At 62.3% G+C, this 22530-nt stretch carries 16 protein-coding genes; 5 read left to right on the top strand and 11 right to left on the bottom strand.

What is annotated here, in order from left to right:
* Positions 1-372: 372 nt before the first annotated feature.
* The 6 genes from SNE35_RS23820 to SNE35_RS23845 all read right to left on the bottom strand — a co-directional run bounded on the left by SNE35_RS23820 (position 373) and on the right by SNE35_RS23845 (position 10491).
* On the bottom strand, positions 373-2412 hold the full coding sequence (locus SNE35_RS23820) for a diguanylate cyclase domain-containing protein (protein ID WP_320425518.1): 2040 nt from the start codon (positions 2410-2412) through the stop codon (positions 373-375).
* 18 nt (positions 2413-2430) lie between these two features.
* Positions 2431-3924, bottom strand: coding sequence for an ATPase domain-containing protein (locus SNE35_RS23825; RefSeq protein ID WP_320425519.1), 1494 nt, complete (start codon positions 3922-3924; stop codon positions 2431-2433).
* Entirely contained in the window at positions 3921-4373 is a 453-nt protein-coding gene (locus tag SNE35_RS23830) for a hypothetical protein (protein ID WP_320425520.1), read from the bottom strand. The genes SNE35_RS23825 and SNE35_RS23830 overlap by 4 nt, the downstream gene beginning before the upstream one ends.
* A 1931-nt stretch (positions 4374-6304) precedes the next feature.
* Positions 6305-8131, bottom strand: coding sequence for a putative bifunctional diguanylate cyclase/phosphodiesterase (locus tag SNE35_RS23835; RefSeq protein ID WP_320425521.1), 1827 nt, complete (start codon positions 8129-8131; stop codon positions 6305-6307).
* Positions 8132-8287: 156 nt separating this feature from the next.
* Entirely contained in the window at positions 8288-8812 is a 525-nt protein-coding gene (locus SNE35_RS23840) for an FxDxF family PEP-CTERM protein (protein ID WP_320425522.1), read from the bottom strand.
* A 140-nt stretch (positions 8813-8952) separates the two neighbouring features.
* Positions 8953-10491: a DUF4331 domain-containing protein gene (locus SNE35_RS23845; RefSeq protein WP_320425523.1), complete on the bottom strand. Its 1539-nt coding sequence runs from the start codon at positions 10489-10491 to the stop codon at positions 8953-8955.
* A gap of 282 nt (positions 10492-10773) precedes the next feature.
* Between SNE35_RS23845 and SNE35_RS23850 the strand changes: the two genes are divergently transcribed.
* Together SNE35_RS23850 and SNE35_RS23855 are read left to right on the top strand one after the other, a co-directional pair.
* The gene (locus tag SNE35_RS23850) at positions 10774-13317 is read left to right on the top strand and encodes a chemotaxis protein CheB (RefSeq protein WP_320425524.1); all 2544 of its coding nucleotides are present in this window, start codon (positions 10774-10776) and stop codon (positions 13315-13317) included.
* Between the two features lie 43 nt (positions 13318-13360).
* Positions 13361-13948: a PAS domain-containing protein gene (locus SNE35_RS23855; RefSeq protein WP_320425525.1), complete on the top strand. Its 588-nt coding sequence runs from the start codon at positions 13361-13363 to the stop codon at positions 13946-13948.
* Between the two features lie 26 nt (positions 13949-13974).
* Here SNE35_RS23855 and SNE35_RS23860 read toward each other — a convergent pair whose 3' ends face one another.
* From SNE35_RS23860 to SNE35_RS23870, 3 genes are all read right to left on the bottom strand, one after another.
* Positions 13975-14694, bottom strand: coding sequence for a Crp/Fnr family transcriptional regulator (locus SNE35_RS23860; RefSeq protein WP_320425526.1), 720 nt, complete (start codon positions 14692-14694; stop codon positions 13975-13977).
* 334 nt (positions 14695-15028) lie between these two features.
* A complete protein-coding gene (locus tag SNE35_RS23865; RefSeq protein ID WP_320425527.1) occupies positions 15029-15826 on the bottom strand; it encodes an SDR family NAD(P)-dependent oxidoreductase in 798 nt (265 codons plus the stop codon).
* Between the two features lie 36 nt (positions 15827-15862).
* Positions 15863-17029, bottom strand: a complete 1167-nt coding sequence (locus tag SNE35_RS23870) for a zinc-dependent alcohol dehydrogenase (RefSeq protein WP_320425528.1) — start codon at positions 17027-17029, stop codon at positions 15863-15865.
* Between the two features lie 461 nt (positions 17030-17490).
* On the opposite strand from SNE35_RS23870, the gene SNE35_RS32120 reads away from it, so the two are divergent.
* The 3 genes from SNE35_RS32120 (at position 17491) to SNE35_RS23880 (ending at position 19228) form a co-directional block, all read left to right on the top strand.
* Positions 17491-17661, top strand: a complete 171-nt coding sequence (locus tag SNE35_RS32120) for a YqcI/YcgG family protein (protein WP_431312782.1) — start codon at positions 17491-17493, stop codon at positions 17659-17661.
* A 67-nt stretch (positions 17662-17728) separates the two neighbouring features.
* A complete protein-coding gene (locus SNE35_RS23875; protein ID WP_431312783.1) occupies positions 17729-17962 on the top strand; it encodes a DUF1989 domain-containing protein in 234 nt (77 codons plus the stop codon).
* Positions 17963-18229: 267 nt separating this feature from the next.
* Positions 18230-19228, top strand: coding sequence for an extracellular catalytic domain type 1 short-chain-length polyhydroxyalkanoate depolymerase (locus tag SNE35_RS23880; protein WP_320425529.1), 999 nt, complete (start codon positions 18230-18232; stop codon positions 19226-19228).
* Between the two features lie 508 nt (positions 19229-19736).
* On the opposite strand, the gene SNE35_RS23885 is transcribed toward SNE35_RS23880, so the two are convergent.
* A complete protein-coding gene (locus tag SNE35_RS23885) occupies positions 19737-19919 on the bottom strand; it encodes a hypothetical protein (protein ID WP_320425530.1) in 183 nt (60 codons plus the stop codon).
* A gap of 175 nt (positions 19920-20094) precedes the next feature.
* Positions 20095-22413 carry an FdhF/YdeP family oxidoreductase gene (locus tag SNE35_RS23890; protein WP_320425531.1) on the bottom strand — a complete coding sequence of 773 codons (2319 nt, stop codon included), beginning with the start codon at positions 22411-22413 and terminating at the stop codon, positions 20095-20097.
* Positions 22414-22530 lie beyond the last annotated feature (117 nt).

Genomic DNA, 22530 nt, shown 5'->3' on the forward strand with positions numbered 1-22530 from the left:
TCCAACTACTCGAAGCTGCAGCGTCCCTCCCGCACCGCCAACGTCGCGACCTCAACATGGATCCGCGACGATGAGATGCCTGGGACCCGGCACTGATGGCCTGCCGTCTGAAGGCAATCGCCATGGGATCGGGTCCTATCGGTTGCTGTAGAACTATCACGGGGCCAGCAATCCGACATGTTCCGCATCTACGCAGCCGAAGTTGCAGGAGATACCGTCGGTGTCCAGCCGCGGGTCAGCGGTTTCGCCACAGCTACAGACAAGGGCATTTCACCCATGTCCACCTATGTGGCTGTTCTGAGGATGGATTCAAGAGTGATTGCACGATTTCTCGCGCATCTCAAATCTCGGACCGGCTCCGGCGAACCTGGCTCAATCAGTCCGTCGCGACGCCGGCTCCCGCCGTGCGGCAAGCGATGCGATCAGCGATCGCAGTTCCTCGAGCTCAACGGGTTTGATCAGGTGAGCATCAAAACGTTCCGCCTCGCTCCTGTTCCGGTCCAAGGTGCTGCCGTATCCGCTCAAGGCCACGAAAGACATCTCAAGCTCGGGATGCAAGCGCCTGATCTTCTGGGCCAATTGGTAGCCATCCATTTCAGGCAAGCCGATATCGAGAATGATGATCTGCGGCTGGGCTTGAGCTATCAACGGAAATGCAGCCTGAGGGTGGGTCGCCGTCCAGACCCGATGCCCTTCGAGACCAAGCACGGCCGCCAGACTCTCTGCGGCGTCCTGGTTGTCATCCACGATCACGATGCGCTGGTGATGTGCTGGAGCCAGCTTCCTCCGCACGGGCTTTGCCGGTGCAAGGGCGGGCACCCCTTGTATCGCGGGAACCCGCAGTGTGAATTCGCTGCCCTGGCCCAGCCCGGCACTGAAACCCTCGACAGTGCCGCCCTGCAGCTCGATGAGGCTGCGCACGAGCGCAAGTCCGATGCCGAGGCCACCGATGGCTTCAGTACCCAAGCCCTGCGTCTGATAGAAGAACTCGAAGATCTGCGCCATCTGCACTTCGCTGATGCCGCGACCGTTGTCCTTGACCCGAATCACTACCTGCTGATCCTCGAGCCCAGCCCACAGCTCAATTCTTCCCCCTCTGGCCGTGTAGCGCGCAGCATTGATGAGCAGATTCGACACACACTGAGCGAGCCGGACCGGATCACCCCGGCACATCAGGGAAGGATCGCAGGGTGCGTAGAGCAGATCGTGCCCCTGCAAATCGACCTGCGGCCTTGCCAAGGCAATAGCCTGTGAGAGCATGGCGTCGATCCGCACCAGCTCGATACTCAGCAGGACCTTTCCGGAACTCAGCTTGGAAACGTCCAGAAGATCGTCCATCAGCCGCACCATGTGGGTCACATGGCGTCGGATCATCTGGAGTTCCTTGCTCTCGCTACCACCGCTGCGCAAACGCAACGCGTCCAGCGTCGAGACGATCGGCGCCAGCGGATTGCGCAACTCGTGGCTCAGCACGGCCAGGAACTGGTCCTTGGCGCGCGACTTTCGCTCCATGTCGTCGAAAGACGCCGAGTAGGCGGCGTTCTCAATCTCCAGCGCCATCGAGCTGAGCACCAGTTGCTCGTTGGTATTGCGCAGCACGGCCCCGCGTTCCTCCCGCTCCGCTTTCGCCATCGATACCGGATCGTCGCTCACCTCGCCGACCAGGTCGCCAGACAATACAAAGCGGTTGCCGCCCATCCGCTTGGCACGGAACATGGCGACGTCGGCGGCCTCGATCAGCTTGTCGAGCGTCTCTCCGTCGTCAGGATACAGGCTGACGCCAACGCTGGCCGATACAACAACCGGCTGGCCGGCCGCTTCCTCGATCGAGCCGATTGCCGACAGCACCTTGCCGACCACCTGGGAAGGGTCGCCGCGCTGCGGGACATCCACGAGCAGCACCACGAATTCGTCGCCACCAAGGCGGCACACTGTGTCCACCTCGCGCACCGAACTCACCATCTTCTGACCGACGGCGATCAGAATCTGGTCGCCGGCCGCATGGCCGAGGCGATCGTTGTGGCTCTTGAAATCGTCCAGGTCTACGAACAGCAGGGCAACGCGGCTTTCGTACCGTCGGGCATGGGCAATGGCCTGAGCGCAGCGGTCAATCAACACGCTCCGGTTGGGGAGGCCGGTGAGCGCGTCTTGTTCGCTCGTGCGGCGCGCGGATTCGAGCGCAAACGCGGAGTTCTCGGCATCTCGGCGCAGGCGCATGGCGTCCAGCACCAGGTTCTCGTTTGCCTCCAGCAATTGCATCATCTGGTGTCCGCCGACCCGGGCCTGCAGCTCACGAAGGTCGGCCAGCGTGTGCGCCAGTTCCGCCTCGGCCTGCGTTATCTCGGATTTCAGGCGCGCCAGCAGCAGCTTCGCAGCCTTGATGTTCGGCGGGCCTGATTCGGGCTCAGTCATGTGAGGTGGCGCTCGGGCTCATGTTTGCACGTCAGGATCGGCGTGGCCGGGACGAGCCGGATCGTCGAGCGGCGGCTTGCGCGTCGGGTGGCCGCCGAGCAGCCCCTCCTCGTTCAGCAACCGCGTGCCGATCAAGAGCCCGTTGTCCCCGATCTCATATTCGCGCAACTCGTCCGAGTGCGCACTGTCGCGCACCTTGACGACAGCCGTCATCCGCCGCAGCCGGCTGTCCACCTCGATATAGCGCTGCAGGATGATCGCGTCGGTCAGGAAGGCGGTACCGTAAGGGCTGAAGCGCAAGTCGCCGTAGCGGTCCTCCAACTCCGAGGTCATCAGCACGCTCATGCCCATACTCGTCAGCGTCGTCACCAGGCGCAGCAGCGATTCCCGGAAGTCTTCACGAAACGATGGCCCCAAGGTCAGTTCGAAGCCGGATAAGGAATCGATGACCACGCGCGTCGCGCCAAGCCGCTGGATCTCATGGACCAGCAGCAGGATGACCTCGTCCATCGAGACGTCGGTCGCGTAGCCGGCGATCAGGCCAACCTGGCCGCCGTTGATCAGCGCAGCCAGCCGTGCATTGCTGGAGTGGCTGGGTCGACGTTCGAATGCCGCGATGACACCCTTCTCGCCCACGCGAGCACCTTCGGACAGGAAAGCTGCCGCCAGGATGCTCTTGCCCGAGCCGGACGGCCCCGCCACGAGCAGCGAGTAGCCGCGCGGCAAACCGCCGCCCATCATGTCGTCGAGCGCCGGGACGCCAAGCCCGAGGCGCGGCACGGTGCAGTCTCCCGGGCCATTCGCCTGATTGGCGCCCGGCGGTACGAAGACCTGCAGGCCCTTGCGCGTGATCCGGAACGAATACAGCCCCGGCAAGGACGGGTGTCCGCGCATCTTCAGGATCTCCATCTTGCGCACCATGGCGTTGCGCTGCACGCTCTGGCGCAGCCAGATCAGCCCGTCGGCCACGGTGAAAACCGGGTTGGCATCGGTATCGGTGAAGTACTCGCCGATCAGGAAGCTGGTGGCCTGCCAGGAGGTCATCAGCATGCCGAGCTGCTGCATGAACTGCTGCAGCTGGTTGTGGGAATCGCCGTTGACCTGAGACGCCAATACGACGGAGCGGAAGGAGTCGACGAAGACCAGCGCCGGCTCGTGCGTTCGCACCTCATCAGCGATGCGCGCCAGCACGCGGTTCAGATCGCCGGCCATCGCCTCTTCGGACAGGTTGACGAAGCGCACTGTATGGTTGATGGCCGTGTCGTCAAAGAAGTCGAACTGCTGCTGGTAGCGCAGCATCTTCAATGGCGGCTCCCCCAGCACGTTGAAGTACAGGGCCGACCGCTCCTCGGTGGCCAGCGAGAACATGATCTGGTGGGCCAACGTTGTCTTGCCGCAGCCGGGCTGACCGGCGATCAGGTTGAACGAGAACTCGGGCAGCCCTCCGCCCAGGAGCTCGTCCAGCCCGGGGACGCCGGTCGCCAAGCTCTTGATCTTCACTTTGCTGGTCATCGAGGGAAGTCCTGCGCGGACGGACCGCTGGTAGGAGAAGACCACACGGATTGAAGCAGGCGCTCCGTGAGACCGGCGCCGATCAGTGTGGACAGCAATTCGCGAAAAGAGTTCAGTAGCAGCGAGCCACCATCCAGGGCGGTATCGGCTGTCTGGCTGCAAAACACGCTAACCAGTTCGTCGCGAGCGACCAGATCCATTTCGCCTTCGGCCAGGATGGCCAGAAAGGCGCACTGCGGCGCACTGACATGGGCACTGCGCCTGAACAACGCCGTGAGACCGCGCCGGCCGAGGATGGGGTGCAGGGAGGCTTCGATCTCGCCCCAAATCTCCGCAAAGGCTTGCGCGACAGTCAGGCTGTCGCTGTTCCCCCCCACGCGCCGCGCGAGGGGCGTAGTCGAACGACTGCGCTCTCGATCAGTCATGGCGGCAATGGTGGTTGGATTCACACTGACACCGTGTAGTCGTCGATACGTATGAATAGTGGGCGAACCAATCGACGCTCGGAGGTCCACCAGAGAGAGCGCTTGCCAGTCGCTTTTACTGGACATACACCCCTCACCTTCGAGGCGCCGCGCGTCTGCGTCTGTACGGCAGCACACAGAGAGCCTCGAAAAATTCAACAAAGTGCGCTCCGTCTGCGCTGTCGATGGGTGGGCCGCGTGAGATGAGATCTCTTGACCTATCAGTCATGGTTCGGCCTGCCGGCTTACGTCGAACGGCCGAAGGTCTGACGCCTTGGCGCCAAAAATGCGGCCATGATCGAGCTGCAGCGCCTGCTGCGCCAACACCGCACCGTTCGGTGTAGGTCTTCTGGTCCCAAAAGACAACCGCCTCCGGCCACGGTATGGCCCCGACGTGCGAGCACATCATGGCCAACCTATGGCTTAAGAAGAACCCCTTGATGAGCATGTGGCTCAGTGCCGCTCATTCCGTGATCAACACGGCACGCGGTCGTATTACGACTAGTGCTAGACGTCAAACCAATGCGGCAGTCGCGAACGCGGCCCGAGAGGCGGTCGGCTTCTGGACCCGCGCACCTCACAAAAGACCCAAGCCCAGCACCAGCCGCAAATCGATGAGGTAGGTGGGCCTCCAGGGCCTGCACTGGGTCCACCAACACAACCATTTTCAAGTACAGCAAACGGAGAACATCATGTCTAAAGGTCAGCGTGGCAACAAGGAACTGAAGAAGCCTAAAAAGGCGAAGCTACCTACCGAACCCACGGTCCCAACGACGTTGGTGCCGGGGATCGCGACCCCGAGCAAGATCGGCGGGCGCAAGAGATAGGATCCGCACGCTTTGCACGGCTTGGTGGCAATTGTTTGCTTCCAGGCGCAGCGAAAAACATGGCCTTGGCGATGCACAAGGTAAACACCATTCGCACCGTCAAAGGTGTCGTTAAAGATGCCCGCGGCGGCGTACCCGTTTGTGTGGGGTCAGTCTGTCGACCACGTAGAGTGGCCGAGGCCGGCTCGCCAGTTCGCCGAGGCAATATGTGGCCCACCGCGGCAGCGCGGAGCGTTTCGCGTCGCGCCGTCTAGCAAACGGTCCGGCAGGAAGCGATCCATCGAATAAAAAAGACGGCCCCACTCGTGAGCGGAGCCGTGCAAAGCCTTAACGCTGTCATCACGCTAAGGCTCCTGCTCAGGGAGGAAAAGCAGGGCCCGAAGGGCAAGACAAGTCTAGGCGTGATTGCCTGACGGCGGGCCTTGACCAATCCCCCAGAATGGGGACGGTCGTGGCTCGCAGGCGTCGCGAACGCCGAACGTTGATCCGCGAACCAGGCTTGCGCGAGCACGGCCTTGAACGGCCATTGCGCAGTCGACAGCGCCGATCCGCCTTTCGGAGCCAGCTCGCGCTGAACTCCATGCATCCTTGGTACTCGTGAAGCGAGCCCTCTAGTGGACGCCACAGAAAAGGCAGTCGCAGAGCCGCTCTGGCGCGCATAGCGCCGATCGGGTCCCCCCGGAAGACGCCCTTGATGGCCTGGTCCAATACGGCCCCAGAGCCAACGATCTTGGACACTCTGAGTTATGTGGCCGCGCGGCGCCGTCGCGCAAAGCTCGAAGGAAGGCGAAGTGGGATGGTCAAATTCGTCGTCGAGCGACACCAAGCAAATGCGTAGAGCGGCCTCGCTTCCTCAGGTTCTCGTTGGTCGACTCGATTACCCGTGTCAGCACGCCACGCGCGCACAGTCTCCCGCACCACTGGTGGTTACCGGCCCGACACCTCAGCCTCCCTTCGCCATCACCGTCAACGTGTTTCCTCCGGACGCATGCAGGGACCTGCTGCCCATCGGCGCCAGTCAAAAAAGCATATGTCACGCATCCTGAGGCGAGAGCCTGCGTGCATTGAATTCAGGCAGGCTGCGCGTAGTCAATGGATATCCAGGCGTGTCTTGCGGGCCCAGTCGCCAGCCCACGCGGGCACCTGATCTCCAGGCATCGGGCGCGCGATGCCGTAACCCTGACAGATATGGCAGCCGTTGGACAGCAGGACGGCACAGTGCTCCGCAGTCTCCACACCTTCTGCAATGACCTCGCAACCGAAGGCATGTGCCAAATGAATGACACCTTCGACAAGGGCCCGATCACCCGCATCAGACAGAATGCCGCGGACGAAAGTCTGGTCTATCTTGAGCACATCGATCTTCAGCTGCCGCAGCAAGGCCAATGATGAGTAGCCGGTGCCGAAGTCGTCGAGCGCGACCTTTACGCCTAGCGCAGTGCATTGCGCCAGAGTTCCAGCCGCCTGTACTGCGTCAGAGAGGGCCGCGCTCTCGAGGATCTCGATCTCCAGCAGACTGGCATCGACGAATGGATGCAGCTTGAGCAGCGCGGCCAGCCGGGTTGCAAAGTCCTGCCGGAGCAGATGAAAGGGCCCGATGTTTGCGCTGGCGCCCATGTTCAGGCCCATCCCGCGCCAAGTCTCGATCTGGGTGAGCACGCGGTCGACCACCCATTCGCCGACCACGATTTCCAGTTCTGTGTTTTGGATCGCACCGAGGAAGGCCGCAGGCAGCAGCAATCCTTGTTCGGGATGCTGCCAACGAATGAGAGCCTCGGCCCCGGTCACCTGCCCGGTGCCGAGGTCGACCTTGGGCTGATAGTGCAGCACCAGTTCGCCGCATTGCAGGGCCTGCTGGAGGCGCAAGCGCTGCCTTTTCACCGACTTGACACCTCTGTCCCGCGCCAAGTCGAAACGGTGCACACCATTCTTACCGGCATCCTTGGCCAGGTACATTGACTGATCCGCGTGGCGAAGCAGCGTCTCGGCGTCCGCATCGTCGGCGGGGTAGAGCGTGAGGCCAATGCTCGCTGAGACCGAATGGTGCCTGCCTTTGGCAAAGACCGGTAGTCGGACGGCCGATAGCACCCTTTTCAGGGTCGCATCGCAGTGTTCCTCCTGGTCCAGATCAATCAGCAATGCGAATTCATCACCGCCGAGGCGCGCCACAGTGTCTTCCGCACGCAAGGCGGCGGTGAGATTTCGCGCAATGTTCATCAGTACCTGGTCCCCCGCATCGTGGCCGTGCCGGTCATTCACCTCCTTGAACCCATCCAAGTCAAGGTAGCAGATAGCGAGCGGATTGCCGCTGCGACTTGAACGAGCCAGCGCAAGCTGCAGCCGGTCGGAGAACAGCCGCCGATTGGGTAGACCGGTCAGCGGGTCATAGTTGGCGATACGAACGAGCTCGGCCTCATGAAACTTCAGCTTGCTGATGTCGGAGAAGACGGCCACGTAGTTACGCACTGAGCCCACCTCATCCACCACGGCCGCAATGGACGTGGACTGCGGATAGAGAGAGCCATCCTTGCGGCGATTGAGGACTTCTCCCCGCCAGCAACCGTGCTCGGCAAGCGACCGCCACATCTCTTCGATCAGGCCCGGATTGTTCACGTCCAGGGCCAACATCGAAGGCCTGCGACCAACCACCTCATCCTTGGCATAGCCGGTGATCCGCGTAAAGGCGGGGTTGACGTCGAGAAGTATCGCGCCGAAGTCGCAGACCATGATGCCGTCATAGCTGTTGGCAAACACGGCCGCCCCGAGCTGCGACTCCGCCTGAGCACGGCGAAGCTCTTCGTTCTGCGCCTCCAACTCGACTTGGTGCACCTGCAGTTCGTGAACCAGACGCCGCAATTCGGTTTCGCGTGGCACGCCACCTTCCTCGTCCGCAGAAATGACTTCTACATCCTTCATGGCGGCGGCCTAGCATTTGCAGTGCGCGAACTCTGGCACGAATGCCAGAAGCCGCCAATCGGGATGGAGCCTAACTGCCAAACTAAGCGGAGCTATTTCGGCTCAAACGCCGTGCACATGCGCCGAACGCCGCCGGCCGCTCATGGGCCTGTCCGACTACGCGACGCGACGCGAGATGCGGCTGTGCGAGGCGCGGAGGCCACCGATCATCCCAAGGCCAAGAAGCATCAGCACAAAGGTCTCCGGTTCCGGGACGGCGACCTGAACTTCGAAAGTCCCGGTATATGTGCCGGCTGCGCCGGTCAGCGTCGAGGGGTCACCGCCATAGCCGAAAACCGTCAGCGAGAGCGGCTGGCTCGCATCCACGACCGCCTGAAAACTCCACGAAGCGCCTGCGCTTCCCGGCGGAGCGCTGAATCCTTCATTGTTGAGCAGGGCGGAGAAGAAGGTGACCGAGCCATCTGGAGAGGCGAGGTTGACGCTCACCGTGCCCTTCACGCTTTCAGGCGTGAAGCTGAACACGTCAACGAACAGGTCGCTCACTGAACGCTGGAATGTCGTGCCGAGCAGATTCGGTCCCGTTGCCGTCAAGGTCAGCGGAATGGGCGCCGACCCCTGGCCGAACGATGCGGCCGCTATGAGCGCCAGCGGGGCAAAGAGCACAAACTTTTTGAGATTCATCATCATCCTTTCATGCCCGGCTGCACGCCTGGCCATGGATTGGCAATCAGATATCGCTGCCACGTCAGTCGCAAAGCGCATGGATAGACACCGCAGAAGTCCCAGTGCGATGAACACCAGTCTTCATCGGCGCACTCTGCTCACGGATAGATACTTCCGGGCGGAGCGGCCGGGTTGAAATTGCCCGGGAGCGGCGTGGTCAGATAAGGGAACTTCGAACCGTAGTTGCTTGAGTTCTTGCGCACGCCGTCATTGAACGGCAGCGCTCCGGACGGAGCGCTTGAAGCCGCACATCCGACCCCAAAGGTGTCGCTGGGCCCTGTCAGAACGCAGAGCGCACCCATTGAGACGCGCAATGACAGATCGACCACGTCGTCGCCCGGCCGCCGTCCGTTCGGGAACCCTGCGATGTCCCCTGCCGCGGCCCCCAGCGGATTCTGCGAACCCACCCCCACAGGCGCCACCGCAGTGTTCAAGCGAAGCATCTCGGCGGGGACCACATTGGCCGGCTGGTTGAGCGTTCTCAGCCCCTTCAGGAACACGGTCAGCAGATCGGTTCGCGGGAAGTTCGTCGGAGCGGACACGCTCGGATACAAGCTGTGAATGAGCGCCGGCAGGGCCGGGTTGGTGACGTAGTCCGGGAAGTTGACCGCATCATCCTTGGGCCGCGATGCGTTGAAGCGGTCCTTGTCGTCGATGCCGATGATGACCTCGTTCACCAATGGCATGCCCAGGCGAGACACCTGCGACCAGGCACCGCCTGCGACCACCGCCTTGCCGAGCCCCGACGAGGGCGAAGGATTCAACAACATCCCTTGATGCAGGCTTGCGGTGGTCCAGACGCCGATCACGGGCTCGGTGCCCTTGGTAATGCAGGAGATCGGGAGTTCAAGCGCCAGCGTGCTGACGTTCTTCCCCTCCAGATCGTTGTTGTTCCCGCTGACCTCGTTGCTGCCCAGGGGATTCAGGTTGATCAGGTCGAAGATCTTGCCGACTGCAATGTAAAAAGGCTCCTTGCGCTGGCCGACGAAGGCCTTCCCCGGCGTCGCGCATCCTGGGATATTGATGCGGTAGATGTGCTGGTCCGCATACATTGCGTAGCCTGCAACGCCGCCGAAGCTCTTGTCGCCAATGTTGTCGACCGGCTTGTCGAAGGTCGCGGAAGCGCCGGCGGCATTAGTCACGCTGGAACGTGTGCCAGTGCGGCGGTCGCCGCGCACGAGGTCAATCGTGTAGGTTTCCCGCACATTGAGCGTTGCCGGATTGATACCGGAAATGGCACCGCTGTTGATGAGCGGAATTTTCACCGACTTTCCGCCAGAGTTGACTGACGTCGCCTTTGAGGTGCTCTTGAACTGGAACTGGAACGTCAGGGCCTCCACGCCAGCTCCTGCGTTGTCGATGTGGATCTCATAGAGCGCATCCGGATTGAACATGTAGAAGTTCGGCCCCCCTTGAGGGTCCTGGAACGGGATGTAGTCGGCCAGGATGGTGACGTAGCCGGCGCGTCCCGCCTCGTAGCTTCGGAACGCGTAGAGGTCGGTCGCATCGACCGACGGATTCATCGCGATGAATGGCGCTTCCCGATGGCTTGACGCGGACGCCCACGGCAAGGCGCCGATGGCAAGGGCTACAACGCCCAGACGGCCAAGGGCAAGGGGGCTGGGATATGGAATCATCATGTGATCTCCTGTGATCCTGAGGGCGTTGTGGGGCAGATTGCGGGACCGTGAGCCAATGCCTGTGCCGTCAGCCATCAATGGCGAGCGGCTGGCCATTGAGATGGTCAGTACAGCATTGACAAGCCGTCGGGACGACCCGGCGAGAGGACGGGCACAGTCTGGAATCAGCGGCTCGATGTGTATGTGCGACGTCGCACATATCGCGACAGGCCAATGGCCAAGCTCGGCTGCGCCTGGATCAGTCTGGATCGCGCCGGAACGTCTGACCGATACTGCCGCATGAGCTTCATTCCCTCGCCCGCCGCACCCTTAGATCCACCCCACCCAATGCGGATCGTCGGCCTGGGTGCATCCGCCGGGGGGCTTACTGCGCTGGAGCAATTCCTGGCCCACGTGCCGGCGCATAGCGGACTGGCCTACGTGGTCGTGCAGCACATGGATCCGAACCACAAGGCACTGCTGGTCGAACTCCTCCAGCGATCAACGACGATGCCGGTCATCGAGGCGACCCATTTGCTACGCATCGATGTCAACAGCGTCTATGTCATCCCGCCGAACCGTGACCTGACCGTCGTCAACGGGCATCTGCACCTGGCCCGGCCGATTCAGCCGCGCGGGATGCGACTCCCGGTCGATGTGCTGTTTGGCTCGCTCGCCCGTGACCAGAGGGAACTGGCAGTCGGCGTGGTCCTGTCGGGCATGGGCTCGGATGGCACGCAGGGCTTGCAGGCGATCAAGGCGCATGGCGGATTGACGCTCGCACAGCAACCGTCGTCTGCCCAGTTCGATGCCATGCCCTCAAGCGCCATCAAGGCGGACTCAGTCGATATCGTGGCGTTGGCCTCGGAGATGCCCGCACGCATCCTCGCCGCCACGGCTCATGGGGTAACGGCGCTCGCGCCCGCGGTCGGTCAGTTACAAGGCCTCGCAGAAATCCTGGACCTGCTGCGTGAGCACAGCAAGCACGATCTTTCGCCCTACAAGACCAGCACGTTGACCCGGCGGGTCGAGCGCCGCCTCAGCGTCCACAGCCTCAACTCCATGCATCAGTACGCGGAATTCGTGCGACAGAACCCGCGTGAACTGGACCTGCTGTTCAAGGAGATGTTGATCGGCGTGACCTCGTTCTTTCGTGACCCGGCGGTCTGGGACGAGATGAAGGAGAAAGTGTTTCCAGGTCTGTTGAAAGGTGCCACGCAAGGCACGCCCCTTCGCGCATGGGTGGCCGGCTGCTCCACCGGCGAGGAGGCCTATTCCTTGGCGATGGTATTCCGTGAGACCGCCGATGCGATGCAACTGCCACCGTCCGTGACCCTGCAGATCTTTGCCACCGACCTGAGTGCCGACGCCATCACCATCGCACGCCGCGGCATGTACTCGGCCAAGGTGGCCGCCGACATGAGCCCAGAACGATTCGCGCGCTTCTTCAGCCCGCAAGGGGAAGGCGTTGCGATTGCCAAGGATATCCGCGACATGGTGTTGTTTGCTCAGCACGACGTGATCCTCGACCCGCCTTTTACGAAATTGGATCTGCTTTCGTGCCGCAACCTGATGATCTACTTCAACGCCGCATTGCAACGCCGGTTGATCCCGCTGTTCCACTACAGTCTGAAGTCCGGAGGTACGCTGCTTCTGGGCGCCTCGGAGACTGTCGGGCGCGCAAGCTCGCTATTTACGCCGCTGGGGGCCAAGTCCCGCCTCTATCGTCGCGACGAGAATCCCGTCCATATCCGGTCGGTGGCCTTTCCCATCAACCCTCATTTCCCGTTGCGCCCCACTGCCCAGGAGTCCCTCGTGTCCCTACCGACGCCGCAAGCGGCCAATCTACAAGTGCTCGCCGACCAGGTCCTGCTGCAGGAGTTTGCCCCGCCAGCAGTGCTTGTGAACGAGCAGGGCGACATCATCTACATCAGCGGACGCACTGGCCGGTATCTGGAGCCCGCTGCCGGCAAGGCCAACTGGAACATCCACGCGATGGCGCGCGCCGGCATCCGCGCCCAGGTGGGCGCGGCATTGCGCCGGGCCCTGCAGGACAACGGGCCGGTGGAACTGCATGGATTGAAGCCCGAGGGGGACCTTCAATGGACGGTGGACGTCACGGTGAAGCGAATCGAAGAACCCAATGCGTTGGCCGGCATGGCAATGATCGTGTTCCGGGAACAATTCGTTTCTTCAGCCCCAGTCGGCCAGCGCCACGGAGCGCAAGAAGCAGACGACCCGGCCGCTCTGGAGGAACTCACTCGGGCCAACGAGGAAATCCGCGCGCTGCGGCAGGAGATGCGTGCCTCGGCCGAAGAACTGCAAGCCTCCAACGAAGAGCTCCAGTCCACGAACGAGGAGTTGCAGTCGGCCAATGAGGAACTGACCACGTCCAAGGAAGAGGCCCAGTCAATGAACGAGGAGCTTCAGACCATCAACGCTGAGTTGCATTCGAAGCTGGAAGACCTTGCAATGGCCCACAGCGACATGCAGAACCTGCTCAACAGCACAGACATCGCCACACTCTTCCTGGACAGCGCACTCAATGTCCGGCGCTTCACCGAACAGATCAAGCGCATCGTTCACCTGCGCGAGAGCGATGTCGGCCGGCCGCTGAGCGAGCTTGCCAGCACGCTGGTCTATCCGGATCTGCATGTTGACGCCCTGGAGACCCTGCGCACACTGGTCGCCTCTGAGAAACAGATCAGAACGACGGACGAGCGCTGGTTCACGGTCCGGATCATGCCGTACCGCACTGTTTCCAACGTTATCCAGGGCGTCGTGATCACCTTCGTTGACATCACCGCCGCGAAAATTCTGGAGGCGCGGCTGCGGAGCGCTTAGAGTCGACCTTGATCAGCCGTCTTGATCGCGAAGGATACTCATCATGGATAGGGAGATCGCCTCTTCACGCAATTGGATCGACCTGCGGTCACGCGCCGCCGCTCGATTGGCCGGCCAAGAGATGGACCTCAAGCGTGCCAGTCCGAGCGAGGCGATGCGCGTCCTCTTCGAGCTTGCCTCATCTCCTGAGAACGCGGCCGATGCGCTCGCCCTGCTGCACGAGTTGCAGGTCCATCAGGTCGAGCTGGAGCTTCAGGGGGAAGAACTTCGGGACTCCCGGGCCGAGCTGGAAGCGGCGTTGGCCCGCCAGATCGAGCTGTATGAAGTCGCCCCAGTGGCTTGCTTCACCGTGGATGCCGAAACTCGCCTGCATGAGATGAACCTCGGCGCCGCCCGCCTGCTTGGCAGCGATCGCGACACCTTGCTGGGCATGTCGTTGACAAGGTTTCTCACGGAAGGCAGTGCCGACGCACTGCTGACGCTGCTGAAGAACGTGGCACAAGGTAAGAGCCGTATGACCTGCAAGCTGGACCTGCTGGGAGTGGAGCAGAGGCCGCTTGCAGTCCAGGCCGGAGCGACCAGAGACCCGGCGGGCGACCGTTTCTTGATCGCATTCGTGGAAGTCGGTTAGCCCAACCGGGCAAGATGAGCCCGAATTCAACGCCGTGACATCTCCGGCAGCAACCGTTCATATTCCTGCCTAACCGCGCGATAGCACTCACAGCTACGCGCCTCCAGGCCGGGGCGATCGAGGACGAACAGATGCCCGCGTGAATAGCGGATGACGCCCGCCCGCTGAAGCTTCAGCGCGGCATCCGTTACGCTCTCCCGACGAACACCCAGCATGCTCGCAATCATGTCCTGCGTGGCTGCCAGTTCATTGCCATTGCTCCTGTCCAGGGTCAGCAGCAACCAACGACATATCTGCTGATCTGTCGAATGATGACGATTGCAAACGGCGGTTTGCGCCATCTGTGTGATCAATGCCTGCGTGTAGCGCAACAGCAAGTGCATGAACACCCCGGCGCGTCCGAACTCTTCCAGGGCCGCTTGAGCTTGGACTCTGACGGTCTGGCCTGCCCGCTGAACGAGAACGCGGCTGGTCGTACTGCCCCCGCCCATGAAAAGTGCGACACCGATCAGTCCTTCGGATCCCACGACCGCAATCTCGGCTGAAGCGCCATTTCTCAGCAGATTCAGTAGCGCCACGATGGCGGTCGTAGGGAAGTACAAATGCTTGACTCTGTCTCCAGGTTCATAGATCACCTGCCCCTGCGACAGGGAACAGGTGTCTGCCGACGGAAGCAACCGTCTCAGCTCCGCTTCCGGCAGGGCGGCAAGGAGAGCATTTCCGGCGAGATCGTGATCGGTTGCCATGCCGTTCTTCAGCGCAGGCCCGCGTCAAGAAAGGTCACAGCTGGAAAATACGGACGTGCTTGCGTGTCGTTGCAAGGCAAGGGTCGCGATTTCGGCAAGGTGGACATACGACACGATAGCTGGATTCCCTCTCCTCCAGCACCGGTCTTGAGGACTTGAGAACGTCAGATACGTCTGGCGTTGGACGGCTCCGGAGATCACCCTCTGCTTGCTTGGCACTGCGGAGCCGCTCCAAGGAGACGTGCCTCTCCTCTGCCTATGGTCCGCCCTCCGGTGGCCGCCAGCGGCGCTTGAGGACGTCACACTGTTCCTATGTGGCTGTCTAAGACGAACGCTATCTGTCGGCGCTTCCCGGAGCAGCAGTCTTTCGATGCTGCTCGGCCAGCCTGTCCGCTGGCGTCACATGGGCAAGTAGCGCCTCGATCTTGTTCTTCCACCCGGAAACCACGTCGCTGTTGCCTTTCTCCATCGCTTCGAAACCATCCTTCGCGACGTCGGCCGGAGCTGCCTTGTGGGGATCGGCGCCGACCTTGGTGTCTTCCATGTCGGCACGGGCGAAGAACTGCGTATCGGTCGCACCGGGCATCAGAACCGTGACGGATACGCCTGTGTCCTTGAGCTCGTTGCGTAGTGCGTAGGAAAACGAGTCGATGAAAGCCTTAGACGCGTTGTAGACCGCCTGGAATGAACCCGGCATCAAGCCTGCGATCGAGCCCGTGATTAGGATCTTTCCAGCATTGCGCGCACGCATGCCTTGCCCCACACGATGGATGAGCGCGAGCGTGCCAGTTACGTTGGTGTTGATCACATGGCGGATCGCCTCGAATTCCTGGTCCAGGAAGCCATGGCCCAGCCCGTGACCGGCATTGGCCAACAACGCATCGACGGCCCGGCCACCAATAATCGCGTCCAGAGCAGCCACGCCATCGTCTGTTGCCAGGTCGACCTGAACGAACTCGACCGTCGAACCGCGCGCTCGAAGCTCCTCTGCGACTTGGGCAAGCGGCCCCTGGTCGGCTGCGATGACGAGGTCATAACCATGCTGTGCGCAAAGCACGGCCAGTTCGCGTCCGATGCCTGAGGAGGCTCCGGTAACTACGGCCAGCGGGCGTTGTTGAAGTGATGCGTCCATCGGTACTCCTGAAAGGGTGAACAATGCAGCCAAGCCTCATGGAACAAGAACGACCTTACGGCAGTCCTCTTGCTTCTTATTGAAGATCTCGTAGCCGCGGGCGGCTTCAGCCAGCGGCAGGCGATGGGTGATGATGACCTCGGGCCGGAGTTCACCGTTTGAGATCAGCTGCAGCAGCTCCGGCATGAAGCGCTGCGCGTGCGTCTGCCCGCCCTTGAAGGTCAGGCCTTTCTCGAATGCATCGCCAAACAGGAACGCATGGATGAAGCCAGCGTATACGCCGGGTACGCTGACGATACCGCCACGCCGGGTGGCCGCAATTGCCTGCCGCAGCGACGCCCCGCTCGATCCTTCCAGCTTGATCGCAGTCATCGCGGACTCAAGCGCGCTGCCCTTGGCTTCGAAGCCGACGGCGTCGATCGAGGCGTCGACGCCGCGGAAATCGGTTTTGTCGATGATCAAGCCGGCCGGATCGTCGACCTGATCAAAGTTGATCGCCTCGACGCCGTAGGTCGCCACCGCGAAATCGAGGCGGTATTGATGGTGATCAATCATGAAAATGCGATCGGCGCCCAGCATGCGCGCCGATGCCGCTGCCATCAGCCCCACCGGCCCAGCACCGAAAATTGCGACGCTTGATCCCACCCCGACTTCCGCATTAACTGCGGCTTGGTAGCCAGTGGGCAGAATGTCGGAGAGGAACAGCACCTGCTCGTCGCTCAAGGTCGAGTCGGGGATTACAAGCGGCCCGATATTGGCCTTCGGCACGCGGACGAACTCCGCCTGGCCGCCGGCATAGCCGCCATAGAGGTGGCTGTAGCCGAACAAGCCAGCGCCTGCACGAGTGTCCTTCTTGTTCAGGATCGCGCCCCGGCCGGGGTTGGTCTCCTCGCACGCCGCAAACAATTGGCGATCGCAAAAGAAGCACGTGCCACAAGAGATCGTGAAAGGCACGACGACCCGATCGCCGCGCTTGACACGGGTTACCGCGCTGCCGACATCCTCCACGACGCCCATGAATTCATGGCCGAGGATGTCGCCATGCTTCATGCCGGGAATCTTGCCGCGATAGATGTGCAGGTCCGAGCCGCAGATGGCCGTAGCCGTCACCCGCAGCAGGATGTCGTCGTCATTCGTGAGCACGGGGTCGGCCACAGTGTCCACGCGGACATCGTTGGAACCCTGGTAGGTGAGCGCTTTCATCGAAGTCCTTGGTGTCGAGAGTTGCGCTTTCAAGGCAAGCCTTGTGCCGCATAGCTGCGGGTCTTTATCCTGTTGATGCAGCGCCTGTAGGCCCGCGCGTCCGCTTTCCCTGCAGCAGGGGAGCCCCAGCCCTCACGCGTAACCACCGCCACGACAGGCCATGACTCGCGGTGCTCCACGCACCAGCGGTCGCCGCGCACACGACGCCTGGGCTCGCCGCCGTCTACGTGCCTTCATCGACGACACAGACCTCCCTTGCGTCGGCCCGAGGTCCGCGCTGAACACCGACCGGGTTCGCTTCGGGCATTGCGGAGCTCTCGCGGACACTGACGCTGCCGTCTGATTCGGCAAGACTTGCGGAGCTTCTCGCGGGAACTTTCGAATCCCGATCCCGTCCCGGTCAGTTTCATCGCCTTGTTCGACAAAGGAACATCGGACGAGCCGTCGTTCGAGACCGCGCTGTGGCGACAGCTCCAGGCCTCCATGAACTCGACCAGGACGAGCACGATTGGGATCCACGGGTCGGCGACGACGCAACTTCGCTGAAGTTCTCGATGGGCATCTCCGGCCGAGCGTTCTTCGTCGTTGGCCTGCACCCACACGCGTCGCGCATGGCTCGCAGGCCTCCCTAGCACTGCCTGGTGTTCAACGTCCATGACCAGTTTGAAGCGCTAAAAACGCTCGGGGAAGTACGCAAGCATGCAGAGGGCGATTCGCCAGCGCAGCCTCGCCTTGCAAGGCAACATCATCTACGCGTTCAAGCTCGTCCTGACTACCGGCGACGTGCTGTACTCGAACGACAGTCGGCCGATGTTCACCATCGGTCAGGACACCGTCGGCCGCCATGATTTCCTGCTCACGCCATGCAGCCTGGAGATGTTCACATCCTGTATCGGCATGTCGGCCACCATCCAAGCTGCTTCGAGAACCTGAACAAGGCCTTCGATGTGCGCCCAAGCGGCACCATCAGCGTCGAAGTGCCAGAGTCGCGGGCCGGAGATTTCGTCGAACTGCGCCGGGATGGATCTTGTATGCGCACTGACTGCCCGCTCCTCAGAGGGTTCTAACAAGGGTGCCTTCAAGCCGATCGACTTTGAAATCCATCTACCGGCAACGGCCTACACAGGAACGGCCTCTGGGTGAGCAGTACGCAGCCCATCACTCAGCGATCATGTTGCAGCGCAACATGAATGGACCGCAATGAACGAAAGCTCTCTTCAGTGCGACACCTTGGCCCATCGGGCTGCCGCTGGCGACTTCATCAGCCGCAGCCACATGCTTGGACACAGACGGCGAGACTACAAGCTGTTCATTCCAACGAAAACCAATGACGAGCCGATGCCCCTGCTCGTGATGCTTCACGGCTGCAAGCAAGATCCGGATGACTTCGCCGCTGGCACGCGGATGAACGACTGGGCCCAGCGCGAAGGCTTTCTCGTGGTCTATCCGTCCCAGCCGAGGAGCGAGAACTGCAACAACTGCTGGAACTGGTTCGACAGCAGACAGCAGACCCGCGACGGAGGCGAGCCGGTGTTGATCGTCGGTATCGTCAAGGACATCATGAACGAGCACCCGGTCGATGCTGCACGAATCTTCGTGGCAGGCCTGTCGGCGGGTGCGGCGATGGCCGTCATCCTCGGCTCGACATATCCGGACCTGTTCGCCGGCGTCGCTGCCCACTCGGGCCTACCGGCGGGCGCGGCAAGCAACATGCTCGCCGCGGTGGCAGCCATGCAGGGACGCAAGAGCGTCTCCACTGCCGAAGCGTCCAACCTGCCAGTGCCAACCATCGTCTTTCACGGCGACGCCGATCCGATCGTCAATCTCTCCAACGGCGCCACCATCGTCGAGCAGGCGTTGCAGGGCAGCGCGGCGTGCGACATCAAGCTTGGCCGGCGGCGCGTCGAGCCGGGCGTACACGAAGGCATTCGCTTCACCCGCGCCCATCACACCGACGAAGGCGGCAGGCATCGCATAGAGGAATGGATCGTCCATGGCGGCGAGCACGCATGGTTCGGCGGATGCGACGAAGGCTCCTTTACCGATCCTTCCGGGCCTGACGCTTCCGCCGAGATCGTCCGCTTCTTCCTGGAACTCCCGCCTCACCGATCCAGCCAGGCTTCAGCAGACGCCGATGAGCGGTCCGACGACGACATCGCGGCCTTTTCTTCGACACCGCGCCGTGCCCGGCACGCCTAGGGCTAACGGACTCTTGGCGACCGACTGAACGGCCGTCAACAGACAATTCCGGTGCGCCCGCTTACTGAACGTCAACACGACGCCGCCGATCCCCTTTTCGCCCACACTCGGATGCATCGAGCCTGAGGAGGCGGAAGCTATAGCGGACATCGAGCAGCGCTTCACGAAGATCGCCGACATCACCTACCGCGACAGCGGGCGAGGCTTGCGGTCGGTGCACGCCAAGAGCCACGCGCTCCTACACGGCGAACCGCATGTGTTGCCGCGCCTGCCTGCGCTGCTAGCGCAGGGCATCTTCGCCGAGGGCCATTCGTTTCCGGTCATGCTGTGAGTTTCCACTTCTCCGGGTGAGTTCCTAGACGACCATGTGTCGACGCCCCGTGGCATCGCCATCGAAGTGCTGGGCGTGTCCGGCGAACGCCTTCCCGGTTCTCTGGACGCGACAACGCAGGACTTGCTGATCGCCAATGCGCCGCTTTCAACAAGCCCAACGCTCGGAAGTTTGCCGTCAGCTGAAGTTGCTGGCCTCGACGAAAGACAGGGCCAAGGGTGCCACGAAAGTGGTCTCCGCGCTTTTCGCTGAGCCGATAAATTGCTGGAAGCGGTCGGCACCGAGAGCGGCACGCTGAAGAGCATGAGCGGCGAGCCCATCCACCACCCGCTGGGCGAAACCTATTGTCAACAGTGCCATTCCGCTGCAGCGACTACGTGGCAAAGTTTTCCTTCGCGCCCATCTCGCCAGAGCTGACCGCGCTGCACGGGCCTCGGTCGTATGGCGAATCTGCCGGACGGCCTGCGGCTGGCCGTGGAGTCCTTCCGCGGCACCCACGGGCGGATGCCCGTTCGGTCACGGCTGAACCCCGAAATCAACTGGCCACGGCACCGGCCAGCTGCATCGCCCGGACGCGCACGGGAATCGACTTGCCAGCCGGCACTTCGCTCTCCTTCGCGTGGTGCCCCAACGGCACCAGCGCATTCAGCTCCGGGAAGTAACCAACCAGGCAGCCTCGCGGGAGGTCGTAGCGAATCACCCGCAGACCCGCTACCTCTCGCTGGATACCGTCACCAAAGACGGTGCTCAGTGCAGCAAGGCTGCCCGGCTCAAGTCCGGCATCGGCCATGTCCTCGCCATTCATCAGGACGATCTTTCGGCCCTGGACGCGGCGCAAGCGGTCTTCGTCGCTGTAGACCGTCGTGTTGAACTGATCGTCGCTGCGGACCGTCACCAGGCGCAGCACGCCGGCCTCATGGCTCACTGCGTCGTCGGACGCCGCGGTCCATCGGGCGGGCACGCTGAAGTTGGCTTTTCCGTTCTCAGTCTTCCAATGACGTTCTCGCGCGGCATTCGGGCGCGGAAAGCCGCCAGGCGTATCCATGCGCTCATTGAAGTCATGGAAGATCTCTGGCCAGGTCTTCGCGATGGCGTCGCGGATCAGCGCGTAGTCGTCCGTCCACTCCCGCCAGGTCAATCGCGGGTTCGCCGGCAGGGTGCGCTGCGCGATGCCCGCCACGATGGCGACCTCGGACAGCAGCGACGTCGACGCAGGCTCTGCCACCGCGTGGGAAGCATGCATGTGTCCGGTCGAGTCCTCCGTCGTGACGATCTGGAGGCCCGACGCCTGCCGGTCGAACTCGGAGCGCCCGAGGCACGGCAGCAGGTAAGCCACCTCGCCGTGGATCACATGGCTGCGATTCAGTTTCGTCGCCACCTGCACGGTCAGCCGCAGGCGGCGCCAGGCATCTTCGAGCCGACGCGTGTCTGGCGCTGCGCGCAAGAAGTTGCCGCCCAGACCGATGAAGGCCTTGACCTCGCCATCAATGACTCCGGCGCAGGTCTTGACGGTCGTTCGACCCGGCGTGCGCGGCGGCTCGAAGCCATAGAGTTCCTTGAGCTTGTCCAGCGGCGCGAGCTTCGGCTTCTCGGTGATGCCGACGGTTCGTTGCCCCTGTACGTTTGAATGGCCGCGCACAGGACAGATGCCCGCGCCTGCGCGGCCGATGTTGCCGCGCATCAGGAGCAGGTTCACCAGCATGTTGACGTTGGAAACTCCCTCGCGGTGCTGTGTTAAGCCCATGCCGTATACCGCGATGACGGCTTTCGCTGCCGCATAGGTAGCTGCGGCCTGCTCCAGGTCGACGCGTGCCAGGCCGCTTTCGTATTCAATGTCTCGCCAATCGAGTTCGCGCAGCACCGCAGCGAGATCATCGAAGCCATGGGTGTGTTCGGCGATGAATGCCGTGTCCAGGACGCGCTTGCCACCGTCCGCCAGCGCGGCGTCGTCCCGCTCGATCAGGTACTTGCACAGGCCCGCCAGGGCAGCGATGTCGCCGCCCGGCCGCACCTGCAGGTATTGCGTGCTCACCTGCGTATGACCTGGCAGCAGCATGTCGTGCGGCGACTGCGGATTGTCGAAGAACTTCAGGCCGCTCTCCACCATCGGATTGAAAGTGATGATGGGCACGCCGCGGCGACGCGCGTCCTGGAGGTCGTGCAGCATGCGGGGGCTGTTCACGCCGACGTTCTGGCCGAAGAACAGGATGCAGTCCGCATGCCGGAAATCTTCAAGCCATACCGTTCCGATCGGCACGCCGATGGACTTGGGCAGCGCCACCGAGGTCGACTCGTGGCACATGTTGGAGCTGTCGGGCAGGTTGTTGTGCCCGTACGCACGGGCGAACAACTGGTAGAGATAGGAAGCCTCCAGCGACGCCCTGCCGGAGGTGTAGAACACCGCCTGCTGCGGATCGATCTTCTTCAACTCAGCAGCGATTTCATCGAAGGCCCGCTCCCAACTCACCTCGACATATCGGTCGGTGGCCGGGTCCCAGCGCATCGGAGCCGTCAGCCGGCCGCCCTCCTCCAGTGCGTGGTCCGTCCAGGATTCGAGCTCTGACAACGAACGCTGGAAGAAGAACTCGGGCGTACGGCGCTTGCTCGTCAGTTCCCAAGCCGTCGCCTTCGCGCCGTTCTCGCAGAACTCGGCCGTGTGCGGATGCTCCGGCTTGGCCCAGGCGCAACTCACGCACATGAATCCGCCCGTCTTGTTCTGGACGGCCAATGCCTTCAAGGCCGCGGCCGGAACCAGTTCCCGCGTCAGGTAGGTGACGACCGATTTAATCGAGCCCCATCCGCCGGCAGGCGGAACCGTCTGCTCCGCCAGATCGTCTTCAACGTGAATTGCCATCTGTAGCCTCTTTGCCGTGGCCTTGAAGTGCGCCTTGACAGTGGGCACTCCAGCGATGCGAAGACGGTACGGGCTGCAGCGCGCAATCAGCGTAGGACGCCTTCCCGACGGCACGTA

The organism is Roseateles agri (assembly GCF_034043675.1).
GTDB lineage: Bacteria > Pseudomonadota > Gammaproteobacteria > Burkholderiales > Burkholderiaceae_C > KK5.